The sequence below is a fragment of the Vibrio sp. VB16 genome (assembly GCF_015594925.2).
Taxonomy (GTDB): Bacteria; Pseudomonadota; Gammaproteobacteria; order Enterobacterales; family Vibrionaceae; genus Vibrio.
Genome location: NZ_CP087591.1, coordinates 516,831 through 538,937 on the forward strand (window position 1 = coordinate 516,831; position 22,107 = coordinate 538,937).

At 42.2% G+C, this 22,107-nt stretch carries 15 protein-coding genes; 9 read left to right on the forward strand and 6 right to left on the reverse strand.

Annotated elements, in window-relative coordinates; genetic code table 11:
* Position 1: 1 nt before the first annotated feature.
* The gene (locus IUZ65_RS18840) at positions 2 to 538 is read right to left on the reverse strand and encodes a helix-turn-helix domain-containing protein (protein WP_195705565.1); all 537 of its coding nucleotides are present in this window, start codon (positions 536 to 538) and stop codon (positions 2 to 4) included.
* A gap of 100 nt (positions 539 to 638) precedes the next feature.
* Between IUZ65_RS18840 and IUZ65_RS18845 the strand changes: the two genes are divergently transcribed.
* Positions 639 to 1,793 (forward strand): benzoate/H(+) symporter BenE family transporter, encoded by a 1,155-nt coding sequence (locus IUZ65_RS18845; RefSeq protein ID WP_195705566.1) that lies wholly within the window; start codon positions 639 to 641, stop codon positions 1,791 to 1,793.
* 50 nt (positions 1,794 to 1,843) lie between these two features.
* On the opposite strand, the gene IUZ65_RS18850 is transcribed toward IUZ65_RS18845, so the two are convergent.
* Positions 1,844 to 3,202, reverse strand: coding sequence for an alanine/glycine:cation symporter family protein (locus IUZ65_RS18850; RefSeq protein ID WP_195705567.1), 1,359 nt, complete (start codon positions 3,200 to 3,202; stop codon positions 1,844 to 1,846).
* Between the two features lie 810 nt (positions 3,203 to 4,012).
* Between IUZ65_RS18850 and dgcN the strand changes: the two genes are divergently transcribed.
* The 5 genes from dgcN to IUZ65_RS18875 all read left to right on the forward strand — a co-directional run bounded on the left by dgcN (position 4,013) and on the right by IUZ65_RS18875 (position 11,689).
* Entirely contained in the window at positions 4,013 to 5,017 is a 1,005-nt protein-coding gene (dgcN, locus tag IUZ65_RS18855; RefSeq protein WP_195705568.1) for an N-acetyltransferase DgcN, read from the forward strand.
* The gene (gene dgcA, locus IUZ65_RS18860; RefSeq protein ID WP_195705569.1) at positions 5,017 to 5,991 is read left to right on the forward strand and encodes an N-acetyl-D-Glu racemase DgcA; all 975 of its coding nucleotides are present in this window, start codon (positions 5,017 to 5,019) and stop codon (positions 5,989 to 5,991) included. Before dgcN ends, dgcA begins: the two co-directional genes overlap by 1 nt.
* 53 nt (positions 5,992 to 6,044) lie before the next feature.
* Positions 6,045 to 6,902: a D-amino-acid transaminase gene (locus IUZ65_RS18865; protein WP_195705570.1), complete on the forward strand. Its 858-nt coding sequence runs from the start codon at positions 6,045 to 6,047 to the stop codon at positions 6,900 to 6,902.
* A gap of 244 nt (positions 6,903 to 7,146) precedes the next feature.
* Positions 7,147 to 8,568, forward strand: coding sequence for an alanine/glycine:cation symporter family protein (locus tag IUZ65_RS18870; RefSeq protein ID WP_195705571.1), 1,422 nt, complete (start codon positions 7,147 to 7,149; stop codon positions 8,566 to 8,568).
* A gap of 298 nt (positions 8,569 to 8,866) precedes the next feature.
* Positions 8,867 to 11,689, forward strand: a complete 2,823-nt coding sequence (locus tag IUZ65_RS18875; protein ID WP_195705572.1) for an FAD-binding and (Fe-S)-binding domain-containing protein — start codon at positions 8,867 to 8,869, stop codon at positions 11,687 to 11,689.
* A 42-nt stretch (positions 11,690 to 11,731) separates the two neighbouring features.
* On the opposite strand, the gene IUZ65_RS18880 is transcribed toward IUZ65_RS18875, so the two are convergent.
* Positions 11,732 to 12,637, reverse strand: coding sequence for a LysR family transcriptional regulator (locus IUZ65_RS18880; RefSeq protein ID WP_195705573.1), 906 nt, complete (start codon positions 12,635 to 12,637; stop codon positions 11,732 to 11,734).
* A gap of 76 nt (positions 12,638 to 12,713) precedes the next feature.
* On the reverse strand, positions 12,714 to 12,962 hold the full coding sequence (locus IUZ65_RS18885; protein ID WP_195705574.1) for a hypothetical protein: 249 nt from the start codon (positions 12,960 to 12,962) through the stop codon (positions 12,714 to 12,716).
* A 230-nt stretch (positions 12,963 to 13,192) separates the two neighbouring features.
* On the opposite strand from IUZ65_RS18885, the gene IUZ65_RS18890 reads away from it, so the two are divergent.
* The 3 genes from IUZ65_RS18890 (at position 13,193) to IUZ65_RS18900 (ending at position 16,123) form a co-directional block, all read left to right on the forward strand.
* On the forward strand, positions 13,193 to 14,086 hold the full coding sequence (locus IUZ65_RS18890; protein ID WP_195705575.1) for a DMT family transporter: 894 nt from the start codon (positions 13,193 to 13,195) through the stop codon (positions 14,084 to 14,086).
* A 76-nt stretch (positions 14,087 to 14,162) separates the two neighbouring features.
* Positions 14,163 to 15,110: a hypothetical protein gene (locus IUZ65_RS18895; protein ID WP_195705576.1), complete on the forward strand. Its 948-nt coding sequence runs from the start codon at positions 14,163 to 14,165 to the stop codon at positions 15,108 to 15,110.
* A gap of 113 nt (positions 15,111 to 15,223) precedes the next feature.
* Positions 15,224 to 16,123: a LysR family transcriptional regulator gene (locus IUZ65_RS18900; protein WP_195705577.1), complete on the forward strand. Its 900-nt coding sequence runs from the start codon at positions 15,224 to 15,226 to the stop codon at positions 16,121 to 16,123.
* 78 nt (positions 16,124 to 16,201) lie between these two features.
* Here the strand turns inward: IUZ65_RS18900 and IUZ65_RS18905 are convergent, their stop codons facing one another.
* Both IUZ65_RS18905 and IUZ65_RS18910 read right to left on the reverse strand, forming a co-directional pair.
* Positions 16,202 to 18,643, reverse strand: a complete 2,442-nt coding sequence (locus IUZ65_RS18905) for a sensor domain-containing phosphodiesterase (RefSeq protein ID WP_195705578.1) — start codon at positions 18,641 to 18,643, stop codon at positions 16,202 to 16,204.
* A 532-nt stretch (positions 18,644 to 19,175) separates the two neighbouring features.
* The gene (locus IUZ65_RS18910; protein ID WP_195705579.1) at positions 19,176 to 22,004 is read right to left on the reverse strand and encodes an Hsp70 family protein; all 2,829 of its coding nucleotides are present in this window, start codon (positions 22,002 to 22,004) and stop codon (positions 19,176 to 19,178) included.
* Between the last annotated feature and the right edge of the window lie 103 nt (positions 22,005 to 22,107).

Consider the following 22,107-nt stretch of genomic DNA (forward strand, 5'->3'; position numbering starts at 1 on the left):
ATCAGGTATAACACACTATATTTTGGAAAACAGTACGTTCCGTACTGGCCCTATAACCATGAATTTGATCCGCGTGAAAGCGGCAACTTTCACCTGCATTGATTTTCTTCCACTTAGCATCGACATATAACTCTAACTCGCCGCTAAGAACGCATATATGCTCTACTACGCCTACCGCATGAGCGTCTGACATCTGTTGATGGTGATCAACGAGTTCTATTTCGAACACCTCTATTTTCGTGTCTGATTGGTAAGGAAACACGGTTTTAACATGCATGTTTTTATCATTTGGAAAGATGTTAACACTCAAGAGCATTTCTGGCTCCGTCGCAAAAAAAGCAGAAAAAGAGGTATCCAAACCACTCGCAATTTGCCACAGTTTAGAGATTGTCGGGCTCGACTCCTGTCTTTCTATCTGACCTAACATCGCTTTAGAAACCCCGGTCAATTTCGCCGTTGCATCCAAGCTCAACGCTCGATTTTTCCGCAACAATTTTAGGTGTTCTGCTATATGTGAACGAAATTGGTTCTCACTCATTAATAAAAATCCTATTGTGCGTTATTACGCACACTGCTATATTTATTCTTCCGTATGCGTTATCACGCACAAAGATTAGCACCCAAATGAGAGTATTACCATGCCTAGTTCGTTTCAACTTAGTCATCTAACCGCCGGGTTTACTGCTGTACTCGTTGGGTATACAAGCTCAGTAATATTGGTCATACAAGCAGCCACTTCCTCTGGCGCGACACCCGATCATATCGCCAGTTGGCTACTCACCCTTGGGGTTGTATTAGGCGTAACGACTATTGGCTATTCTTGGTATTACAAAGTACCTGTATTGACGGCATGGTCTACACCAGGTGCTGCTATGTTAATAACGGTTGCTCCCGATTACTCGTTACAGGAATGTATTGGCGCATTTATCCTGTCAGGCTTTTTTGTGTTATTAACAGGATTAGTCAAACCCATTAATCAACTAATTGACCGCATACCTACTCAGGTTGCCACGGCAATGCTTGCGGCAATTTTACTTCCTTTTTGCCTAAAAGCTTTCGCACCACTGGAACATTCACCAATCCTATTTTTTTCCATGTTTATCGCCTACCTAATAAGCAAAACTGTTGTACCTAGGTACACGATGCTCATATTGCTATTGGTAAGTATCGCCAATGCTTTGTATTTCTATAGCTTTAGCTTTCACACCATCAACTTTACTGTAACCAAGCCTACTTGGGTCACACCAACATTTAGTAACAGCAGTGCTGTCAATATCGCTCTGCCGCTTTATATTATTACGATGTTATCCCAAAACCTACCTGGTGTAGCAATGCTTAATAGCTACGGCTATAAGATTCAGACAAAATCACTTTTTCTTGGTACCGGATTAGCGAATATGATGTCAGCACCTTTCGGTGGATTCAGCATCAACCTCGCGGCAATATCCGCAGCAATATGCATGAATAAAGACGTAGATTTAGACGCAAACCAGCGATACCAGGCAACTATTTGGGCAGGTATTTTCTATTTATTGGCGGGATGTTGGGCAAGTGCTGTTGTGTCTCTTTTTCTGATTTTACCAACTGACATTGTGCAGATGTTGGCTGGTTTCGCACTACTCGGCACACTACTCATGTGTCTAAAAACGTCATTTAGTAAAGATAAAGCGACGGAGCCTGCCTTACTTACTTTCTTGATATCACTTTCGGGCGTCACGTTGTTTGGTATAAACGCACCTATTTTGGGGCTGTTGGTTGGTATTGCACTCTTCAAATACCAACAAAAGACGTAGCGCTATCCTCTGTATAAGCAGAAGCTCATAAGAAGATAGCGATCAACGTATTATTTCGAGTCAGCAACCGTTGAATCTTTCTTACTGAAATAACTTTTAGTAAGGGTAAAGACAACCGGACTTAATACCGCTAGTGCTATTAGGTTTGGTATCGCCATCATTGCGTTTAACGTGTCACCAAGTAGCCACACAAAGTCCAGCTCCATCATCGCCCCAACTGGTAGAGCAAGAATAAAGATGATACGGAATGGCAATACGGCCTTAGGACCAAACAGATATTCAGCACAACGCTCACCATACACAGACCATCCAACAATCGTCGTAAAGGCAAAAATCGCTAAGCTAACCGCAACCAAATAACTACCACCAGGAATAACCTGACCAAAGGCAGCAGATGTCAGAGCCGCACCAGAGATACCGCTCGTCCATGCACCAGAAATAATAATAACTAGACCAGTAATACTACAGATGACCAATGTATCTAAGAAGGTACCTAACATCGCTATCAATCCCTGACGAACGGGATCATCGGTCTGTGCGCTCGCATGCGCGATAGGAGCAGAACCTAAACCGGCTTCGTTAGAGAAAACACCACGGGCAACACCAAAGCGAATCGCCATCCAGACAGTCGCACCAGCAAAACCACCTTCTGCTGAAGCCGGTGTGAAGGCATGTTCAAAAACGAGAGCAAACGCAGGAATAACTTCCCCAAAGTTCATTAGAAGGATCACAACCCCACATAAAATATAGGCTGTAGCCATAACCGGCACCATTGCACCCGCGAACTTACCAACGCGCTTAAGGCCGCCTAATATCACACCACCCGCTAGAACCATAATAATGAGGCCTACAACGAGGCGCGAAAATGAGAAGTTAGATTCTAAGACTTGAGCAATGGAATTCGATTGAACGGCATTACCAATACCAAAACAAGCAACCGCGCCAAATAATGCAAACAGAGAACCAAGCCATGCCCACTTCTCACCCATACCATTTTTGATGTAGTACATCGGACCACCGACAAATGAGCCATTCTCATCTTTTTCACGGTATTTAACGGCAAGAACTGCCTCTGCATATTTGGTTGCCAAACCGACAAGTGCCGTCAACCACATCCAAAATAGAGCACCGGGACCACCAATGAATACGGCGGTTGCCACTCCTGCAATATTACCCGTACCCACCGTTGCAGACATCGCAGTCATCAACGCCTGAAATGGCGGTATTTCACCCTCTCCACTCGCCTCACGACTGCTCCACATTAACTTAAATGCACGCCCTACATTTAGGATAGGCATAAACTTTAACCCTACGGTCAAATATATACCAACCCCTAAGATGAGGACGAGCATGGGTACCCCCCACACTATCCCATTAAGTTGACCGATCAATCCGGAAATAAACTCCATTTTCTGACTCTCCAATATAGTGACTTTTTAAAAACTATCCTCTTATGCCCGTAGCAAATAGCAAACCAAGCATAAGAAATGATTAGAATTATTCCATTTAAAGAGGAATTTCAATGGCAGTGAAACAATTATGAGATAACGCTGCAAGTATAAATTTGCACGGCCTTCTGTCTATTTTTAGTTTTTAATATGGCTATTTACAACAATATTGAAGTAATAAACTGAATTCATACACAATAATATTTCACATTTTGGCAACAAATATTTAAAAATCAGTTTTTATTAACATCAATCATAATCAGTTTTAAACACTGAATATCTGATTTTATGGATATCCATTGCACCATTAATGATCATTAAAAGTGTGTGTTGTTCATATATGGTGCTAGGTAAAGACTATTATGCTGCTCATTCTTTTGTAAATTTAGCTATTTAACATCGAAGAAGCCGTAAATTGGCAAGGTGTTGTCTCCTTTTTCATACAGCATATAATTTCACAAAATTAGATATATATTGGAATTATATATTTCTAAATAATTATTGATTTTGAATAATTTGTCTAGGAAATCACCCTTATCAGAACATTCAACTAATATGACCATAAGTTATAGAATGACGCAAAATACCCATACCTTCGACATCTAGACAAAACCATCTCACTCACGCCTTTAAAAAGGTACATTTTATATAGTATCCGCATAAGAACATCTCATTAGTCGTCATTCCTGTCACGAATATTGCACTGCAGCTAATGTCGGTACATAGCTTAATCATCTGTATGGCGGCTAATTTCTTAAATGGAGAATACCAATGGAATTAAAAAAACCTTATCTACTTTTCCTTGGAGACGCGGCAGATCCACTCGCGGCAAAAGTTGCTCAAGGCATAAAAACTTGGCGTCCTGAATGTTGTGTCGGTCAGTATCGCTTACCAACATGCAATGCGGATTGCGGTGTGGTTGATCTTTCTATTGAAGAAGCGGTAGAAGCAGGGGCTAAGACTTTGATCATTGGGGTTGCTAACCGTGGAGGTATTATCTCAAAGGAATGGTGTAGCATATTAATAGACGCTTTAAACGCCGGACTTGATATTGCTTCAGGCTTACATAATAGGTTGACCGACATTCCGGAGTTAGTGGCTAGTGCAAAAAAAAATGGCCAGTCACTGTTTGATGTGCGATACCCAACTCAAAACTACCCGGTAGGAAATGGTAAAAAGCGCCAAGGCAAACGACTTTTAACGGTTGGCACAGATTGTTCGTGCGGCAAGATGTATACATCATTAGCGATAGAGAAAGCGCTGAAAGAGCAAGGTATCAACGCTGACTTTCGTGCAACAGGTCAAACGGGTATTTTGATTACTGGAAACGGAGTGAGTGTTGACTGCGTGGTAGCTGATTTCGTCGCAGGTGCCATCGAGACCATCTCACCAGAAAACGCTGTAGACCACTGGGACGTCATTGAAGGACAAGGATCTCTATTCCACCCATCCTTTGCTGGTGTGACTACTGGATTGACACATGGGGCGCAGGCCGATGCTCTCGTTCTGTGTCATGAACCAACAAGAACACACATGCGCGGGCTACCAAACTACCCCATACCCGACATAAAAGCGTGTATGGAAGCTAACATTGCAGCGGCCAGATTGACCAATCCTGGTGTACAATTTATTGGAATTTCTGTAAACACCTCTCAGCTTGATGAAAAAGTCGCGCTAGAATTTATGGATAAAGTAGAATCTGAATTTGGTCTACCTGTCGTAGACCCATTCCGTCAAGGTGTAAGCCGTATAGTAAACAAACTATCGGAGGTTTAATGCAAATAAGCTTTAAGGTTAAAAGTTGGCCAATTAGAGGAAGCTTCACCATCTCTAGAGGAAGCAAAACTCAGGCTGATGTTATACAGGTAAAAATAAGTAATAACGGCGTAATGGGTCGCGGTGAATGCGTCCCTTATGCACGTTACAACGAGACAATTGACAGTACCTTAACTGAACTAGAGAGCGTATTACCTGTACTAAAAAAGGGGGTCACTCGAGAAGCGTTACAAGACCTTTTACCACCGGGCGCAGCCAGAAACGCCGTAGACTGCGCACTATGGGATCTTGAGTGTAAGCAAAAACAGCAGCGAATTTGGGACACGCTAGCGACGTCCCATGACGCTTTGCTCACAGCATTTACTTTATCCCTAGACTCCCCAGAGAACATGAAAAAAGCAGCAATAGAGAACGCATTTCGTCCTTTGCTTAAATTGAAGCTTGGAGGTGGCGAAGACTTAGCAAGAGTTGCTGCCGTTCGCGAAGGATCACCTAATGCCAAGATTATCCTTGATGCAAATGAAGCGTGGACGCCCGAACTCTACAACGTTCTTATTCCAGAGCTAGTGAAACTGGGCGTAGCGATGATTGAACAACCTTTCCCTGTAGGGATGGACCATATTCTTGAGACACTACCGAGACCTATTCCAATCTGTGCGGATGAATCTTGTCATGATAGAGAAAGCTTAGGCGAAATAATTGGCCGTTACGATATGATCAATATTAAGACCGATAAAACCGGTGGCTTAACAGAAGCATTAGCCCTAAAGAATCAGGCAGAGCAAGCAGGGTTGCAGATCATGGTTGGTTGTATGCTTTCAAGCTCTTTAAGCATGGCACCGGCATTCGTTGTTGCTCAAGGTGTCGATATTGTTGATCTTGATGGCCCATTACTACTAAGTGAAGATATAGAGCACGGATTCGAGTTCGATAACAATCACATGATGCCCTTCTCTACAGAGCTATGGGGTTAAAGAGTGGTTTACTGCGATACCTAGAGAAATTGAATTAAATTAGGATGAAAAATATGCAACGTACCGTTTACTTAAATGGCGAGTATCTACCAGAATCTGAAGCAAAGGTTTCCATTTTTGATAGAGGTTTTTTATTCGCTGATGCCATCTATGAAGTGACTGCCGTTGTCGACGGCAAACTCTTAGATCTTGAAGGACACATCGCGAGACTTGCTCGTTCTTGTAATGAATTGGCAATGAAAAATCCTCTTACTACTGAAGACCTAGTAACCATTCAAAAAAAGCTCATCACACTTAATGATCTGAAGGAAGGCGGTATTTATCTACAAGTCACTAGGGGTTCATCTGGTGACCGTGACTTCCCTTATCCTGACAATACTGAGCCGACTGTTGTGTTATTTACTCAATCTCGCGCCGTGATCGACTCGCCGAAAGCAAAAAAAGGCATCAAGATCATCTCCACGCCAGATCTTCGTTGGAGACGTCGTGACGTTAAAACGACCTCACTATTGGCAGCCTGTATGGCAAAACAAGCAGCCATGAGTGTTGGCTGTGATGACGCATGGTTGATTGAAGACGGATACGTCACGGAAGGAGGCTCAAGTAACGCTTATATAATAACCCAAAATAATACTATTGTTACACGCCCACTCAGTAACGATATTCTCCATGGTATAACACGTGCTTCATTACTAAAAGTAGCGGAAAAACACAATCTGTCTATCGAAGAAAGGGTATTCACAATAGAAGAAGCTTACGCAGCGAAAGAAGCTTTTATTAGTTCAGCATCAACCTTCATATGGCCTGTCATCTCCATTGATGATCGATCAATTGGTGATGGTGTTCCTGGCCCAATTGCATCGCAGCTCCGTAAGATCTATATCGAATTTGCCAAGGCACTTTCCGTATGAACATTGAACATTGCTAACATCATGTTAATTCCACGTTAACATCTTTATTCGCTATATTGTCTTGCAGGAGCCCCCTTGGCTCCTGATTTTTATCCATTCTAGTTACCGTGCACAAACTTTTTCCCTGTTTTTCTTCGAATATTTTTTTAAAACCAGTACAATGCAAGGTCAATTGGCGCCTAATAGACTATAAATTAGCCAAATTGATCAATTCTCAGACAGAAAATGAATACTAGGAGAAAGAATGGATATGTTAGAAAGCTTTTTTGGGGTCATTGGTGACCTCACTTGGGGATGGTCGCTTATACCATTTCTTGTAATTTTTGGCCTATTTTTTACCATTGTTACTGACTTTGTTCAGTTCCGATTTTTCGGACGTATGTTCCGAGTACTATCAAGCAAAAACCAAACTGCGGGTAAAGACAAAATTTCCGGACGTGAAGCCCTTTTATTATCCGTTGGTGGTCGTGTAGGTGGTGGTAACATCGCTGGTGTTGCCGTTGCTATTACTCTTGGAGGTCCAGGTGCCGTATTCTGGATGTGGGCAATTGCATTGGTAGGTATGGCAACAAGCTTAGTGGAATGTTCACTTGCTCAGCTATACAAGCGTAAAGAAGGTAACGAGTTCCGTGGCGGCCCTGCGCGTACTATTATTCATGGCCTTGGTGAAGACTATCGCTGGTTAGCGTATGTACTCGCATTCTGCTTGATTGCTGCTTTCGCGTTTGGTTTTAACGCGTTCCAAGGCAATACCGTTGCTGGTGCAGTGCAAGATAGCTTGGGTATTGACCGTATGTATACGGGTTTATTCCTTGCGATTATTGTCGGTTTCATCATCTACGGTGGTATCCGACGTATCGCTAAGGTTGCAGATATTGTTGTGCCTATTATGGCTATCACTTATGTAGCAATGGCTCTTCTCGTTATTATCACTAACATCACAGAAATTCCTGGTGTAATTGTAAATATCGTATCTAACGCATTCGGCATTGAAGAAGCCGTTGGCGGTGGTATGGGTGCAGCATTAGCGCAAGGTTTGCGTCGCGGTCTGTTCTCTAACGAGGCTGGCCTAGGTTCAGCTCCTAACGTAGCAGCAACAGCAGACGTTACTCACCCAGTAAGTCAAGGCATCACTCAATCACTTTCAGTATTTATCGATACTATTATTGTTTGTAGCTGTACGGCCTTCGTTATTTTACTTGGTGATGTGTATGTACCTGGTGCAGAAGGTATCGATGGCATAGTACTTACTCAGCAGTCTTTGGTTTCTCACTTCGGTGCTTGGACTCAGTACTATCTGACGTTTGCTATCCTTCTGTTCTCATTCAGTTCCGTTATATACAACTACTATCTCGGAGAGAATGCACTAACCTTTATGACTAAGAACCCAATGGCAATTCACATATTGCGTATTCTTGTTATTGGCGTTGTGTTTGTTGGTGCTGTAGCACCTGGTGCAACAGCGGTCTTCTTCTTCTCTGATCCATTGATGGGGATTTTGGCCATTGTTAACTTGTTAGCACTCATTATGCTGTTCCCTACGGCAACAAGACTTATCAAGGATTACAGGAAACAACTTGATGCAGGTGTTGAACATCCTGTGTTTAACCCTGACGAATATAAAGATCTTGATATCGATACGACGGCTTGGGTTAAGAAAAGCTAATCTAGATAACGTTTAGCTTTATTAGAAATTGATGCCAGTCCGTTCATTCTGACTGGCATTTTTTATGCCCGCTCCTCCATCACTTTCTCGTCACTGATTCGATTAGTCTTGTTTTTGCAACAAACAAGTGAATTAAAAGTGATATATCAACCCTATTTGTTAGGGTAATATCAAACAACGAATGTAAGAACGCATACGCCATAAACACTTATATAAACTATTTATAAAGGTGATCTGCATGAAGACACCGATAACAAGAATATGCGAAAAACGTGACGTAAATGAATCTGGAGCATGAATGGAATCTATATATAAAGAGTTGATACAAGAACTCAGCGTTCATATCGACGAGAAGAGAATCATCACCGACCCAACCCTAACCTTAGCATACGGTACAGACGCTAGTTTCTATCGAATGGTGCCCAAACTTATACTGCAACTCGATTCGCTTGATGAAATCGTTCTCGCAATCAAAATCTGCAATGAAAAACAGATACCACTCACCTTTCGAGCCGCAGGCACAAGTTTATCAGGGCAGGCTATATCCGACTCTGTTCTCATCACCCTGACAACCAGTTGGCGCAACCACCAGATAATCAATAATGGTGAACAGATATGGCTACAACCAGGGGTTATCGGCGCAGATGCCAATAAGTATCTTGCGCCATTTGGGCGTATGATTGGCCCGGATCCCGCGTCAATCAATACCTGTAAAATTGGCGGTATTGCAGCCAACAATGCTTCTGGCATGTGTTGTGGCACCTCAAAAAATAGCTACAAAACGTTGGCTGGTATGACGGTCGTACTTGCCGATGGTACCGTGCTAGATACTCTCAACAAAGACAGTATTGAGTCATTTAAATTCAGCCATAAATCACTCATTTCAGACCTCAGCACATTGGCACAAGAATGCAATAGTAATGTTGATATGGCAGATAAAATACGCCATAAATATCGCCTTAAAAACACCACGGGATACAGCCTAAACTCACTTGTAGACTATAAAGACCCTATCGATATTCTTCAGCATCTATTAATTGGGTCTGAGGGTACGCTCGGTTTTATCGCTGACATTACTTATAACACGGTGATTGACCACGCTTTCAAGGCGTCAGGGCTATTTGTATTCTCAGATATAGAAACCACCTGTTTCGCAGTCAGTGAACTCAGTAAGACCAATGTCGCAGCGGTCGAATTAATGGACAGCCGCTCACTCGCATCCGTAGCCAATGAACCGGGAATGCCCGAATTTATTGCCGAGTTGGGAAAGAAAGGAAACACAGAAGCAGCCGCAATTCTTGTAGAGATTCACGCTGCAGATGAGCAAGATCTTGCTGCGCAGTCTCAAGCATTAGTCAATATAATTAATGGTTATTCACCCATTGAGGCCGTCGAGTTCAGCCGCAACGCGACCACATGCGCTCAACTATGGGCCATCCGAAAAGGACTTTTCCCTGCCGTCGGAGCAGTAAGAGAAACCGGTACAACCGTGATCATCGAAGATGTCGCGTTTCCACTCGACCAACTCGCACCTGCAGTACGTGAATTACAAAATCTGTTCATTAAATACGATTATCATGAGGCGATAATATTTGGGCATGCATTAGCAGGTAACCTTCACTTTGTATTTACCCAAGCCTTTGATAATGAAGCCGAAATAAAGCGTTATAGCGCTTTCATGGACGCCGTAGCGCAATTGGTTGCCGTGAAATATAAAGGGTCACTCAAAGCAGAGCATGGTACAGGCCGTAACATGGCTCCTTACGTTGAGCTCGAATGGGGCAAAGACGGCTACGAATTGATGCAGAAGATCAAAAAAATCTTCGATAAGACCGGAATTCTGAATCCAGGTGTCATTCTTAATAACGACCACGAGTCACATATAAAAAACCTTAAAGAGATGCCTGCAGCAGACGAACTGATCGATAAATGCATAGAGTGTGGATTCTGCGAACCAGTATGTCCTTCGCGGAACCTCTCTTTGACGCCACGACAACGTAACACTGTGTACCGGGAAATCCGCCGCCTTTACAAAACCAACGAAGACCCAGCAAAACTGGTCGAAATGGAAAAAGTATTCCGCTATCAAGGTATTGATACTTGCGCCGCCACCGGGCTTTGTGCTGACCGTTGTCCAGTTGGTATAAACACGGGTGACCTAATGCGGAAACTCCGCGAAGATCACTCCTCTCTTGCTAGAACAATCGCGAGTTGGACAGCCGATCATTTCGAAGCAGTTACCTCCGTTACCAAGCTAGGATTGGGTGCTGCCAATAGTATGCATGGCATCATTGGAACCAATAACATGAGAGCAGTTACCAAAGCCGCTCACCAGTTGTCCGGTAAACGCGTACCATTATGGACCCCCCACCTTCCAATACCAGCCAGAAATGTTTCCACGATTACGATACATTCCGTAGGAAAAGAAAAGGTCGTCTATTTCCCTAGTTGTGCATCCCGTAATATGGGACCAGAAAAAAATGCCATCGATAACAGGTCATTAACTGAAGTGACCATTTCCTTGCTCGAAAAAGCGGGCTACGATGTTGTACTACCAGATGATATTAACAGCCAATGCTGTGGTATGCCTTATAAGAGCAAAGGCTTTGTCGATACGGCAAACAGTAAGATGAACGCATTGCAAGATTCACTTTGGCAGGCATCGCAACAAGGGAAGTACCCCATTTTGATGGATACAAGCCCATGTGCAAGTCTGAGTAAGGACGCACTTCAAAAAGAATTATCAATATACGAACCGTTTAAATTTGTTGCGGAATACGTCTTGCCAAGGCTTACCATAACGCAACAAAAAGAGCCGGTGATGTTACACATTACCTGCACATCACGGAGAAATGGTTTAGCAGGCATAATTCAAGAAGTCACTGAAGCATGCGCTGAAAAAGTAATCATACCGGAGGATATACAGTGCTGTGGATTCGCTGGCGATAAAGGATTCACTAAACCGGAACTCAACGCCTCTGCGTTAGCCTCACTAAGATCAGAAGTACCAGAGGATTGCAGCGAGGGGTATTCCAATAGCAGAACCTGTGAAATTGGTCTATCAGAACATAGCGGGATTGAATATCGCTCAATCCTCTATTTGGTAGACAGAGTCAGTTAAGACAAAGGTGCCATTTCGATGTTGTATAGGGGTGGCAAAAAGTCAGAAACTTTCTACGCTTCGATTGTAGCAATCGTAGATGTGATCGATAAACAACTGAGTTTTAGTTGGTAAGTGCTTGGTATAAGGATAGACCGCAAATATACCTAAGCATTTACCAACCTGTTTATGAAGCACTTCTACAAGAGTGCCCTCTTTCAAATCTTCTGCCACCAAAACTTTCGGTACGTAAATAAGTCCTTGGCCAAGGAGCGCAGCTCGTCTTAATGCTGAAGCATTATTAGTGCAAAAGTTGCCCGCCACCTTTAAAGTAAATGGTTCGGTCTTCCCTTTAAAAAGCCACTCATCTGAGCCCGTTTCCTGAAACGAGTACCCAAGGCAGTTATGTTTACTCAGCTCTTGAGGATTCTGAGGGGTTTTGTTTTTTTCGAAATAGCTTGGAGCACCACAAATAACCCAATGAACATCTACTAAACGCCGCGCTATAAGGCTCGAATCTGGCAGTACTCCTGTCCGAATAGCGAGATCGTACCCTCCAGATAACAAGTCAACAAACTGATTATCCAAGTCCATATGTACCGTGATGTCAGGATATTTACGGCTAAACTCTGCAATAGCTTGAGGCAAGATAAGTTCGCCAGAAATGGTCGGAACTGTTATACGAATCGTTCCGGTAAACGACTCACTCAACCCTTTTAGCTCTTCCTGAGCATTTTTTACGCTAAAATAGACCTCGCGCGCGTGGCGAAAAAAAACCTCTCCTGCTTCAGTTAAGGTAAGTTTGCGAGTTGTACGAAAGATAAGCTGTACGCCTAGCTCCTGTTCCAAACGAGTAATACGCTTACTTATTACGGATTTAGTTAATCCAACCTGATCTGCGGCCTTACTAAAGGATCCCAATTCAATCAAATGATAGAAAATTAAAAAATCGTCTGTATTTCTCTTCATTATTAATCTTTGCCGCGTTAAAAATTTATCGATGCTAATAGACTAATAGAAAATAGAGATAATTACAGAGGAATTATTACGAATTTAAAAAATATAGCCCATCACAGGTACAATTAAACTCATCCAGAAGAAACCAAGAATCCTCAACTTTATCTAAAAGAAATAATTTTCCATCAGAGTACTTAAACTCAAACTTCCGCTCATTATTATCCATGTAAGAAAGTCTAATATCATTTGGATTGGCACTGGTTACGGATACATGACTCGGTTCGGCGTTCGTCACACCTATGAATTTATCGACGGCTTCTTTAATTTGATATCGCATAACGGCTCCAGAGGTTAGTCTTTAAAGTAATGTAGATCATATGCTTCCTTAAAAACGCGACCGTCATCTTCTTTGGCTGGATAGAAACGATTTAATTTAGTAACACGTCCTTACAAACGAATTCGCACAGGTTTCATCTGTTGGGTTTAACAAAAATCAAGTTGTACTTATTACAAATTAGTAACAAGATAGCCTCATTCAATATCTATCACCCTGCGATTGGTTTTTAAATGTCACTACGTAACACGCTTCAACTTTTTCTGCTTGCTGCCCTTTGGGGTGGCTCATTTCTGTTTATGCGGATCTCTGCAACAGCGCTTGGCCCTGCCGTACTGATTGAAGCTCGAGTCACATTAGCGGCACTGTTTTTACTGGTCGTATCCATTTTTATAAAAAGAAAACTACCACTTTTACAGTACAAAAAACATTTTTTTATTATCGGCTTATTTAATACTGCACTGCCATTTCTGTTTTTCGCCTATGCGGCACAAACACTAAATGCATCGACACTTTCCATCTTGAATTCTACTGCCGCGATATGGGGTGCGGTAATTGGTGTATTTTGGACACGAACGCCGTTAACAAAGCACGCCTTATTAGGCATGATTATCGGTATTGTTGGCGTGATTATTCTCGTTGGTTGGGACGCGGTTAGTTTGGGTACAGACGCTATCTTTCCGATCATCGCCGGAATTTTGGCTGCTGTTTGTTACGGTATTGCTAGTAATTACACCAGAACAGCCCCACAAATTTCTTCCTTTGATAACGCCCATGGCAACATGTGGGCCGCCGCCTTGATTGTTCTACCATTAGTGTTCTTTATTCCTATAAGAGAAATGCCGACGATAGAAATCAGTTTATCGGTGTTGGCTTTAGGTATATTCAGTACTGGTGTCGCCTATTTACTCTATTTTAACTTAGTCGCCAGCGTTGGCGCCGCTTCTACCCTATCTGTGACCTTCCTTATCCCGGTATTTGGGATATTTTGGGGATACCTAATATTAGATGAACAAGTTGGCTGGAATACCGTTTTTGGTACTGTTTTGGTATTATCAGGCACCATGTTAGTGACGGGTATTTCCATTCGTTCACTGCTGACTTCAAAAAACAGACACCGAGAGTAATGGTATGTGAAATGGATTAAAGCGTGTCTTTAGGCCGCAGAACCACACAACTTGAAATGACTATCAAAAGGAAATTATGCGCAGATTCGTCATACTAATCGCCACCGTGGCACTCCTTATCTTCTCAACGATTTGGGTATCATCTTGTTCTCAGCTTGATGATTATGAAGGCAATAGTGGTGCTTTAGTAATCGGTGCTATCGAAGATACAAACCTCGCCGAATCAAGCGGGCTAGCTGTTTCAAAATTGAATACAAACACCTTATGGAGTCACAACGACAGTGATAATTCCCCCTCACTGATTGCGTTAAATCTGCAAGGGAAATTTCGAGCCAAAGTGAATATTCAAGGTGTAGAGAATATTGACTGGGAAGATATGGCGGCGTTTGAATACAACGAGAAAAGCTACCTTATTATCGCTGATACAGGAGACAATTTCGCCCTCAGGGATGAATACCTACTTCATATAATCCAAGAGCCCCTATTAACAAAAGGGCGTTATCTTAATCCCATTCAAGTTATCCCTGAATGGAGCATCTCATACACTTATGCTGATGGTCCTAGAGATTGTGAATCTATTGCCATAGATATAATAAATGAGAAAATAATCCTATTGTCTAAAAGAGATGAACAGCCAATCCTATTCGAATTAACACTTAATAGAGATACACCACAAGTTGCAACCAGCTTGGGCGCAGTGCCCTCTTTTCCAAAACCAAGCAAGCCAAAGTTTAGCTTTATTTATCTGCTTGGCTATTCATCACAACCTACTGCAATGGATATATCTTCTGATGGGCGATTTGCTGCGGTATTAACTTATGACAGTGCTTTTTTATATGAAAGCAAAGGCAGTACTGACTGGCACACCGTACTTTCATCTACACCAGTTCGATATGAACTCCCTTCACTGAAACAGGCAGAGTCACTCGCCTTTAGCTCTGACAACCGCAGTATCTATGTGACAACGGAACATTTACCCGCTCCAATCATAACGTTTCCTGTCGATGTGGCGTTATCACCTTGAGCTCGCTATACCTCCATTAGACAACGTAGAACCGACAGACTTATGTGGCTGTTTATTTGAATTAAATATAGTATGAGTCAAGTTTCTAAACCATTACTGCTATTTAATTAATAATGAATATTGAACACCTTAGACTGTTTGTAAGACTCGCCGCCACCAACAATATTAGCCAAGCAGGCCAAGAGCTCGGTCTGTCTCCTGCGGTGGCCAGTTCTCATGTAAATAAACTTGAGGAAGGGCTTGGTGTTCGCCTTGTCCACAGAACCACAAGGAAGGTTTCGCTCACTGAAGAGGGAATCGATTTTCTTCCTCATGCAGAGGAAGTCCTTGCGACTATTGAGGCCGCAAGAGCGTCAATAGGTGTCGGTAACATATTACCACAAGGCACTTTGCGAATTACCGCACCCGCATCCTTTGGTCGAATGCACCTGCTACCCGCACTTAAGGAGTTTCTCGCTCTCCATCCTCGCCTTTCTATCGACTTGCGGTTAACGGATTCCATTGTCGACCTTGTTGAAGGCGGGTTCGATATTGCGATTCGAAATGCAGAATTAAAAGACTCTAGTTTGATCGCACGTAAACTGGCCTCTGATAAACGTATTATCTGCGCCTCTCCAGAATATCTAGCAAGTTATGGGCAACCTGAATCCCCAGAGGATCTTAATAACCATCAATGCATTAAGTTGATGGGGCTTGAAAACTGGTTATTCGACACCCCAGAGGGTGAACTGAACATTAAAACCAAAGGCAATTTGAGAACTGACCATGGAGAAGCGGTTAGAGACGCTTGTGTTCATGGGTTAGGAATAGCATTAACCGCTACATGGTGTGTAAATAAGCAGCTTGAAAGCGGTGAATTGATTCAGATACTTAAAGATTATCCATTGGCATCGGATTCTGCTATTTGGGCAGTGTACCCGAGTTCACGCCTGCTAGCTCCAAAGGTTAGAGCCTTTATTGACTACTTTGCAGATTACTATGGAAACCCACCATATTGGGACAGAACCAAATAGAAATCCAATGCGTTAATCCCTGTGCTGATTCTACAAAACCGTACCAATTCAAACAGATTAAATACGGTCTACAACATACTATTGCTCATTGATAAACTGTATCGCACTTAAAGCATCGACTAATCCAAAATATTCACCAGAATCATCGATTGCTATCCAAGGGAATTTGTTTTTATTCTTAATTTTTTCATGAATTTCACCAAGCCCAACTGTTTTATGAACCTCGACAAATTTTGCATCCATCATAGCGCTAACGGGCTTTGATAATGAGCGATAGTCTTGCATCGTTTCAGTTGCCGTCCCTAAAGACGTAGAGGCATGCAAATTGAAAATTTCACGGGTTAGATACCCGACACATTTATCATCAACAATAACGGGAAGCGTGGTGAAATTAGTATTACTAAATATTTCCCTGACTTCACCGAGGTTACACCCTGGTGATAGGGTTGGTGGAAACGCAATTAATTCTATAGCCTCACTCTTTACTTCTTTTAAATCATTGAGTTTTCTTACATAATTTATGTTTGGTTGTAACTTATCAAATGGCAACGGTTTCTCGAAATAATACCCTTGCAGGTAATCTACTTTTAAATCGCCTAACAGCACAACTTCCGATAGGTTCTCTACGCCTTCGGCGACAACCTGTACGTTTAGGGTATGCGCTAGCGATGTAATCATCTTAACGATGTGATAATTAGACGATCCGTAGACCAAATCCTTTACAAATTCTCTGTCTATTTTTAAGATATCAAAGTTATTGTTTTTGAGGTAAGAAAACGAAGAGTAACCCGTTCCAAAATCATCAATCGCAACTCTAAAACCAATATCTCTCAATTTTGATAACTGTTCCGCGTCTTCATTTTCGCTATTAAAATAGGCCGTTTCTGTTAATTCAATGATTGTATAGGGTATATGTTGACTGTATCCACGACACATATTTATTAAATCATTCAATATCGCCTTAATCGATTTTTTAGAATTGAGTGAAATATTGATTGATAACTCAACATCTGTACCGAACTTTTGCACCAGTAGATCTCTGGTTTTAAGTGCGATCTCTGCAACCACAAGATCGAGTTGCGAAACCAAGTCCAAATCTTCCGCGATCCTAACCATCTCCTCAGTATTGAGAATGTTATTTTCTCCGTCTCTAAATCGACAGAGAGCCTCTAATTTCGTCACCTTCCAATTATCGGTACAAATGATCGGCTGAAAATAGACCTCAATTTTGTTATGTTTGATTGAGTCCACCACAATAGTTTCTAAGTTATCACGCCTCTTAACCTTCTCATGCAACGTTCTATTATAGAAACAGATATGATTGCTTCCCGATGAGTGCTTCTCATACATCGCTTTTAAAGAGTGTGAGATTAATCGACTTGGGGAGGTAGCATCCATACTAAGAACCGAAACCCCAATGGATAGTTGAGAAATGTGTTTATAAATAATGGCATCAATGTGTACCTTGATATCATTAAAACAGCTTCGAATTGCTTCGTAAATGGACAGTGAATGAGGCTTATCGGGGCTACGTTCGTACAAAATTGCAATGGAAAAAACACTGGCTTTTAGAAAGCCTGCAATTATGTTTTTATTCTCTCGATCAAACGCGTTGGCCAGCTGTTTCTTGTATTCAAATTCAACATCGCTCTCAAAATTGGGTACAAAAGAGATCACCATCAGACCTTGAGTCTCTTCTTTAGAAGTAAACGTAGATTTCACCCTTAGGTAATAATCATTGTCACTTGGGAGTTGTGTTAATAGCTCAATACCACCGTGTTCAATACCGGCAATTCTATAAGGTGTATCTGATAAATCAACGGTCATTCCCAAGTAATAAATATTGCCACGTATAGAAGTAATACGTTGAATCAATAACTCTTCCGGTACAACAATACCTGATTTTCGCTTACTTAAAATCAAACCGCTCCAGAATCCATTCTGTTCTATTTTGGACCACATTTCCTCAAAATATGTCGGGCCATGCTTACCAGCATTAAAGATCGAGGTTTGTTTCCCAACGAGTTCATCAATACGATAACCCGATGTCTTTTCAAATAAACTGTTGCAAGCGACTATTCGGGTTTTTCCATCTGTAATCAACATACCATGGTGTTCATTTTCGAATAACTGATGAAAAAAAGTTGAGAGGTCCTCCTGAGTTGGCGACAAAAAGAGCGGCATTATGGAACCCGCTATTAAGCCTTCAGATACTTTTATCGCCGTAACTACGCTTAAACTAACACTCGCATCTTCTGTCGCAATGCAAGCCTTTACCGGTTTCGTTTTTTCATCGCCATAGACACTTTTTAACAAGGAAACAATCCGTTTTTGATCTTCACTACTAAAAAGTGCGAGAAAATCTTCAATCGTTGTAATTTCTTTATTGATCATTAAATACTGACGGATTAACACAGAGTCAATAGTGAACACTTCCGTTTCAGTATTCCATGTCCAAGAAATCTCTCGTTTAGAATGAAACCCAATCAATTCTTCTTGAACAAGTTTGAGCGTTGACATGTAACGTCCCCTCATTAAGCGACAATTCACTACCATCATTGCCTATAATAGTAATACAGTTTTATTCTTTTATTTCAATTGGTTAACTTAAGTGTGACCACTCTATAATTTTAGCGTGATTTGATCGGCGGATGTGTTCCATTTTTCTAGAAATTCTGCTATTTCTATTGGTTTTCCGTAAAAATAACCTTGAATACGATGACAACCTTAGTTTCTCAAGTCGTCGTCTTTCCACTATGTGTCTACCCCTTCAGCGATCACTTCAATGCCTAGACTGGTTGCCATCAAAATGACTGATTTTTGCGGAAGCTAAGTTTGAATAACTCTGTAAAATTAAATTACAACATCGAGGACAACATACCATCTTCTAGTAGGTATATTTATATTAGAAGCTCATCGATGATTATGCCTCTATATGCATTTCAAAGGGTGAGCAACATAACACTTTGTCTACATTTAAGGATAAAGCATGCTGATTGATATCTACTTCACTTCATCCCTATTTATGATCCATCAATTCTCCAGTTTATTTTTAATCCTTAACAAGATGAAGCCCGTGTGGTAACGCATCACCAAAGGCCTGTTTTGACTCGGATGCATTCATTTCTTTGACTTGTTGCACTAGTTCAATCCATGCTGATGCGGCTTTACTGCGTTGTAGTTTTTCAATGACTTGCTGCCGAAATTCGTCAGAAACATCGAATAATCGGTCACCTGTTTTACGACACATCATCACAGTTGCAAAACCGATGATGGGCTCTTTAATCCAGTTCTGCTCTAACAATGTCGGCAGCCATTGCTCAACCTGCTCACGTGGCAATACAGAGTGTTGGCTACCATACATGAGTTGACGTGCTGCAATCCTGCCCAATGCCCACCAATGAGCCTGCGAATGCTGTGCTTCATTAACGGCCTTATTCAGGAACCATTTTGCCATTAAGACCTTATCGTCGGTATGCAAAAGCTCTAAAGACGCGCCAAGTCGAACCATCGCTTCATAGCCTTTTTCCTGCGCTTCTTTAGCTACCTTAGGGTTGCGCAGTGAACCAGGGTGCAAATACTTAACTATATCGGTCGCAATTGTTTCTTGTTGATCCGCACTTAGCCCTCCCGAAACTCGTCGCCAAAATACCCACCAGTCACTCCAACCTTGATGATTCTGATATTGAATGCCTTGTTGGTAGAGCGCCCACACCTGCTCGATGCGCCATTCATCGGTGGGGTCACCGTATCCGGGTCTGAGTGCATAACCTGAAAGTCGAAGCCAGTTCTTTTCATGTTGCTCTGAGCGACGGCGACGTTTTCTTCCTTTAGAAAATGCATCAAAAATCTGCCTTGATGTTGAAAAGTCCCAATCAGCCCTTTTGCCAAGTTTCTGTTCGAGTTCTTTCATCAGCGTTTTGATTACCTTAGGGTCAGCGTTCTTCTTATTTCCACTATATGCCGTGGTGATAAGATCGAGTGATGTTTGAAGCTTAGGCCGTATTATTTTCGATTCTTGAGTAACATCCGCTTGTTTTCTTATCTCAAATTCAACCGCCCAACGATTGGCTTCATCTTCCACACTTACACACTCCAATTGCAGTGTGCCCACCTCTGTCAGTTTACAAGTCAACTGAACTTCAACCCGTTGTTTCTGATTAGCCTGACGTTCTTCTGTACCTTCCATGCGCTCTAAGCTAGTAATGTAAGGTGGCAACGGAGTGAAAATGTCCGTATTGACCTTATACATTGCACCATTATTGGCAGGTTTATTGTCGCTTAACGTATCGTGGATAGAGGTCAACAAGTTAAATCGAACAGGTTCGCCTAGGGTCAGTGCAAACTTACGTCCTGATAGTCGAATCTCTTGCCCCTCTTCAATGCCTTTGGCCAATAGACAAATAGCATTGCCAAAGCCTTTTTTCTCAGGTAAATGTAAGAAATACGAACGAGCTGATCCGCCTCCAATTTTTAACTGGGCACCACGACGCGCTTTACCAAAAGCAACCGCACCTAACGCGACGGCAAGATCTGGGTGCGGATTATCTAGCACAATAACTGGGCTTCCCCGCCAGTTACTCAGGATAGTTGTGACCTGCTCGGTAACCAGTTCACTGTTAAAGACACCACCATTAAGCAGAATGCCTACAGGGACAACGGTCTCTTCGGTTTTTTCATCGCTCATGGCAGCCAATCCAAGTGCATGCCTAGCAGCAGACTGATGTTGAGAGATGAATTCTGCAATATGTTTAGTGATTGCCGGGTCAGCAACATAAGGCAGACCAAATTCAATAACCGCTTTGCGCCTTTTATCAGGTAAATCGGTTATCTCCACCTTTGGAAAGAACCCATCTAGCGCCAATTGATGTACTTCATGTTTCGATAAATCCACGCTTTTGGTTCCGCCAATAAGCCTAGAACCACTGCCCAACATTGTAATCTTAATTTGCTCTTGTTCGGTTTTACTCAGCAACTGTTCCTTTGCCTTACGCGTTTGCTGAATTAACTTAGAAAGACTCGACGCGTTAAGTTTTTTGTCCTTGTTAAATCGTTGCTCTGCAAGGTGCGCTAATGCAAGGTCAAGGTTATCCCCCCCTAACATGAGGTGATCACCAACTCCAATACGGTTCAACTCCAGTTCATCATTTTTATGATTCGCTTCAATTAGGCTGAGATCTGTGGTCCCTCCTCCCACATCACATACCAAGATTAGAGGCACATCTATTAGCTTTGATTTAGCTGAGTCACTATGACGCGCATACCAGTCGTAACATACCGCTTGCGGTTCTTCCAACAACACGACTTTGCTTAAACCCGCCTTTTTTGCGGCTTGGAGGGTCAACTTTCGAGCACTTTCATCAAATGAAGCCGGTACCGTAATCACCACATCTTGATTTTCTAGGATATTGATAGGGTTATGGTAGTTCCAAGCTTGCCGTACATGGTTAAGATAGCTCGCGGTGGCGGTAACGGGAGAGACTTTATCGACATCGTTGCCCGCAACCCAAGGTAGAATATCGGACTCTCTATCCACAGCTTGATGTGACAACCAACTTTTGGCACTAGAGATCTGCCGCCCCTCAACCTTTGCGCCTAATTCTCTGGCCCATTCACCAATAATGGCGAGATTAAAATCGCCTTCGACAGGTACGTTTTCCCAAGGTAAAACCATATCATTTTCAGAAACTTGCCCTTTAGCAGGGTGAAAACGGAAAGAAGGCAACAGAGGTTTTCGACTTACTTCACCGGGAGCGACGAGTTGATCGATCTTAAAAATCGATATTGGTGAATCTTTTAGTGATTCGGTAATCTCACTGTATGCAACGACAATGTTCGTCGTGCCTAAATCGATACCAACCAAATAACGAGCAGAGGCCATGGAGTTTCCTTTAGGTAAAAGTCCTTGCGGACGAATAATGTCGGTCAGTCAACAGAGGATTTAGCTTTATATAAATTTACCGTCATTCCCGTAAAAACGAGAA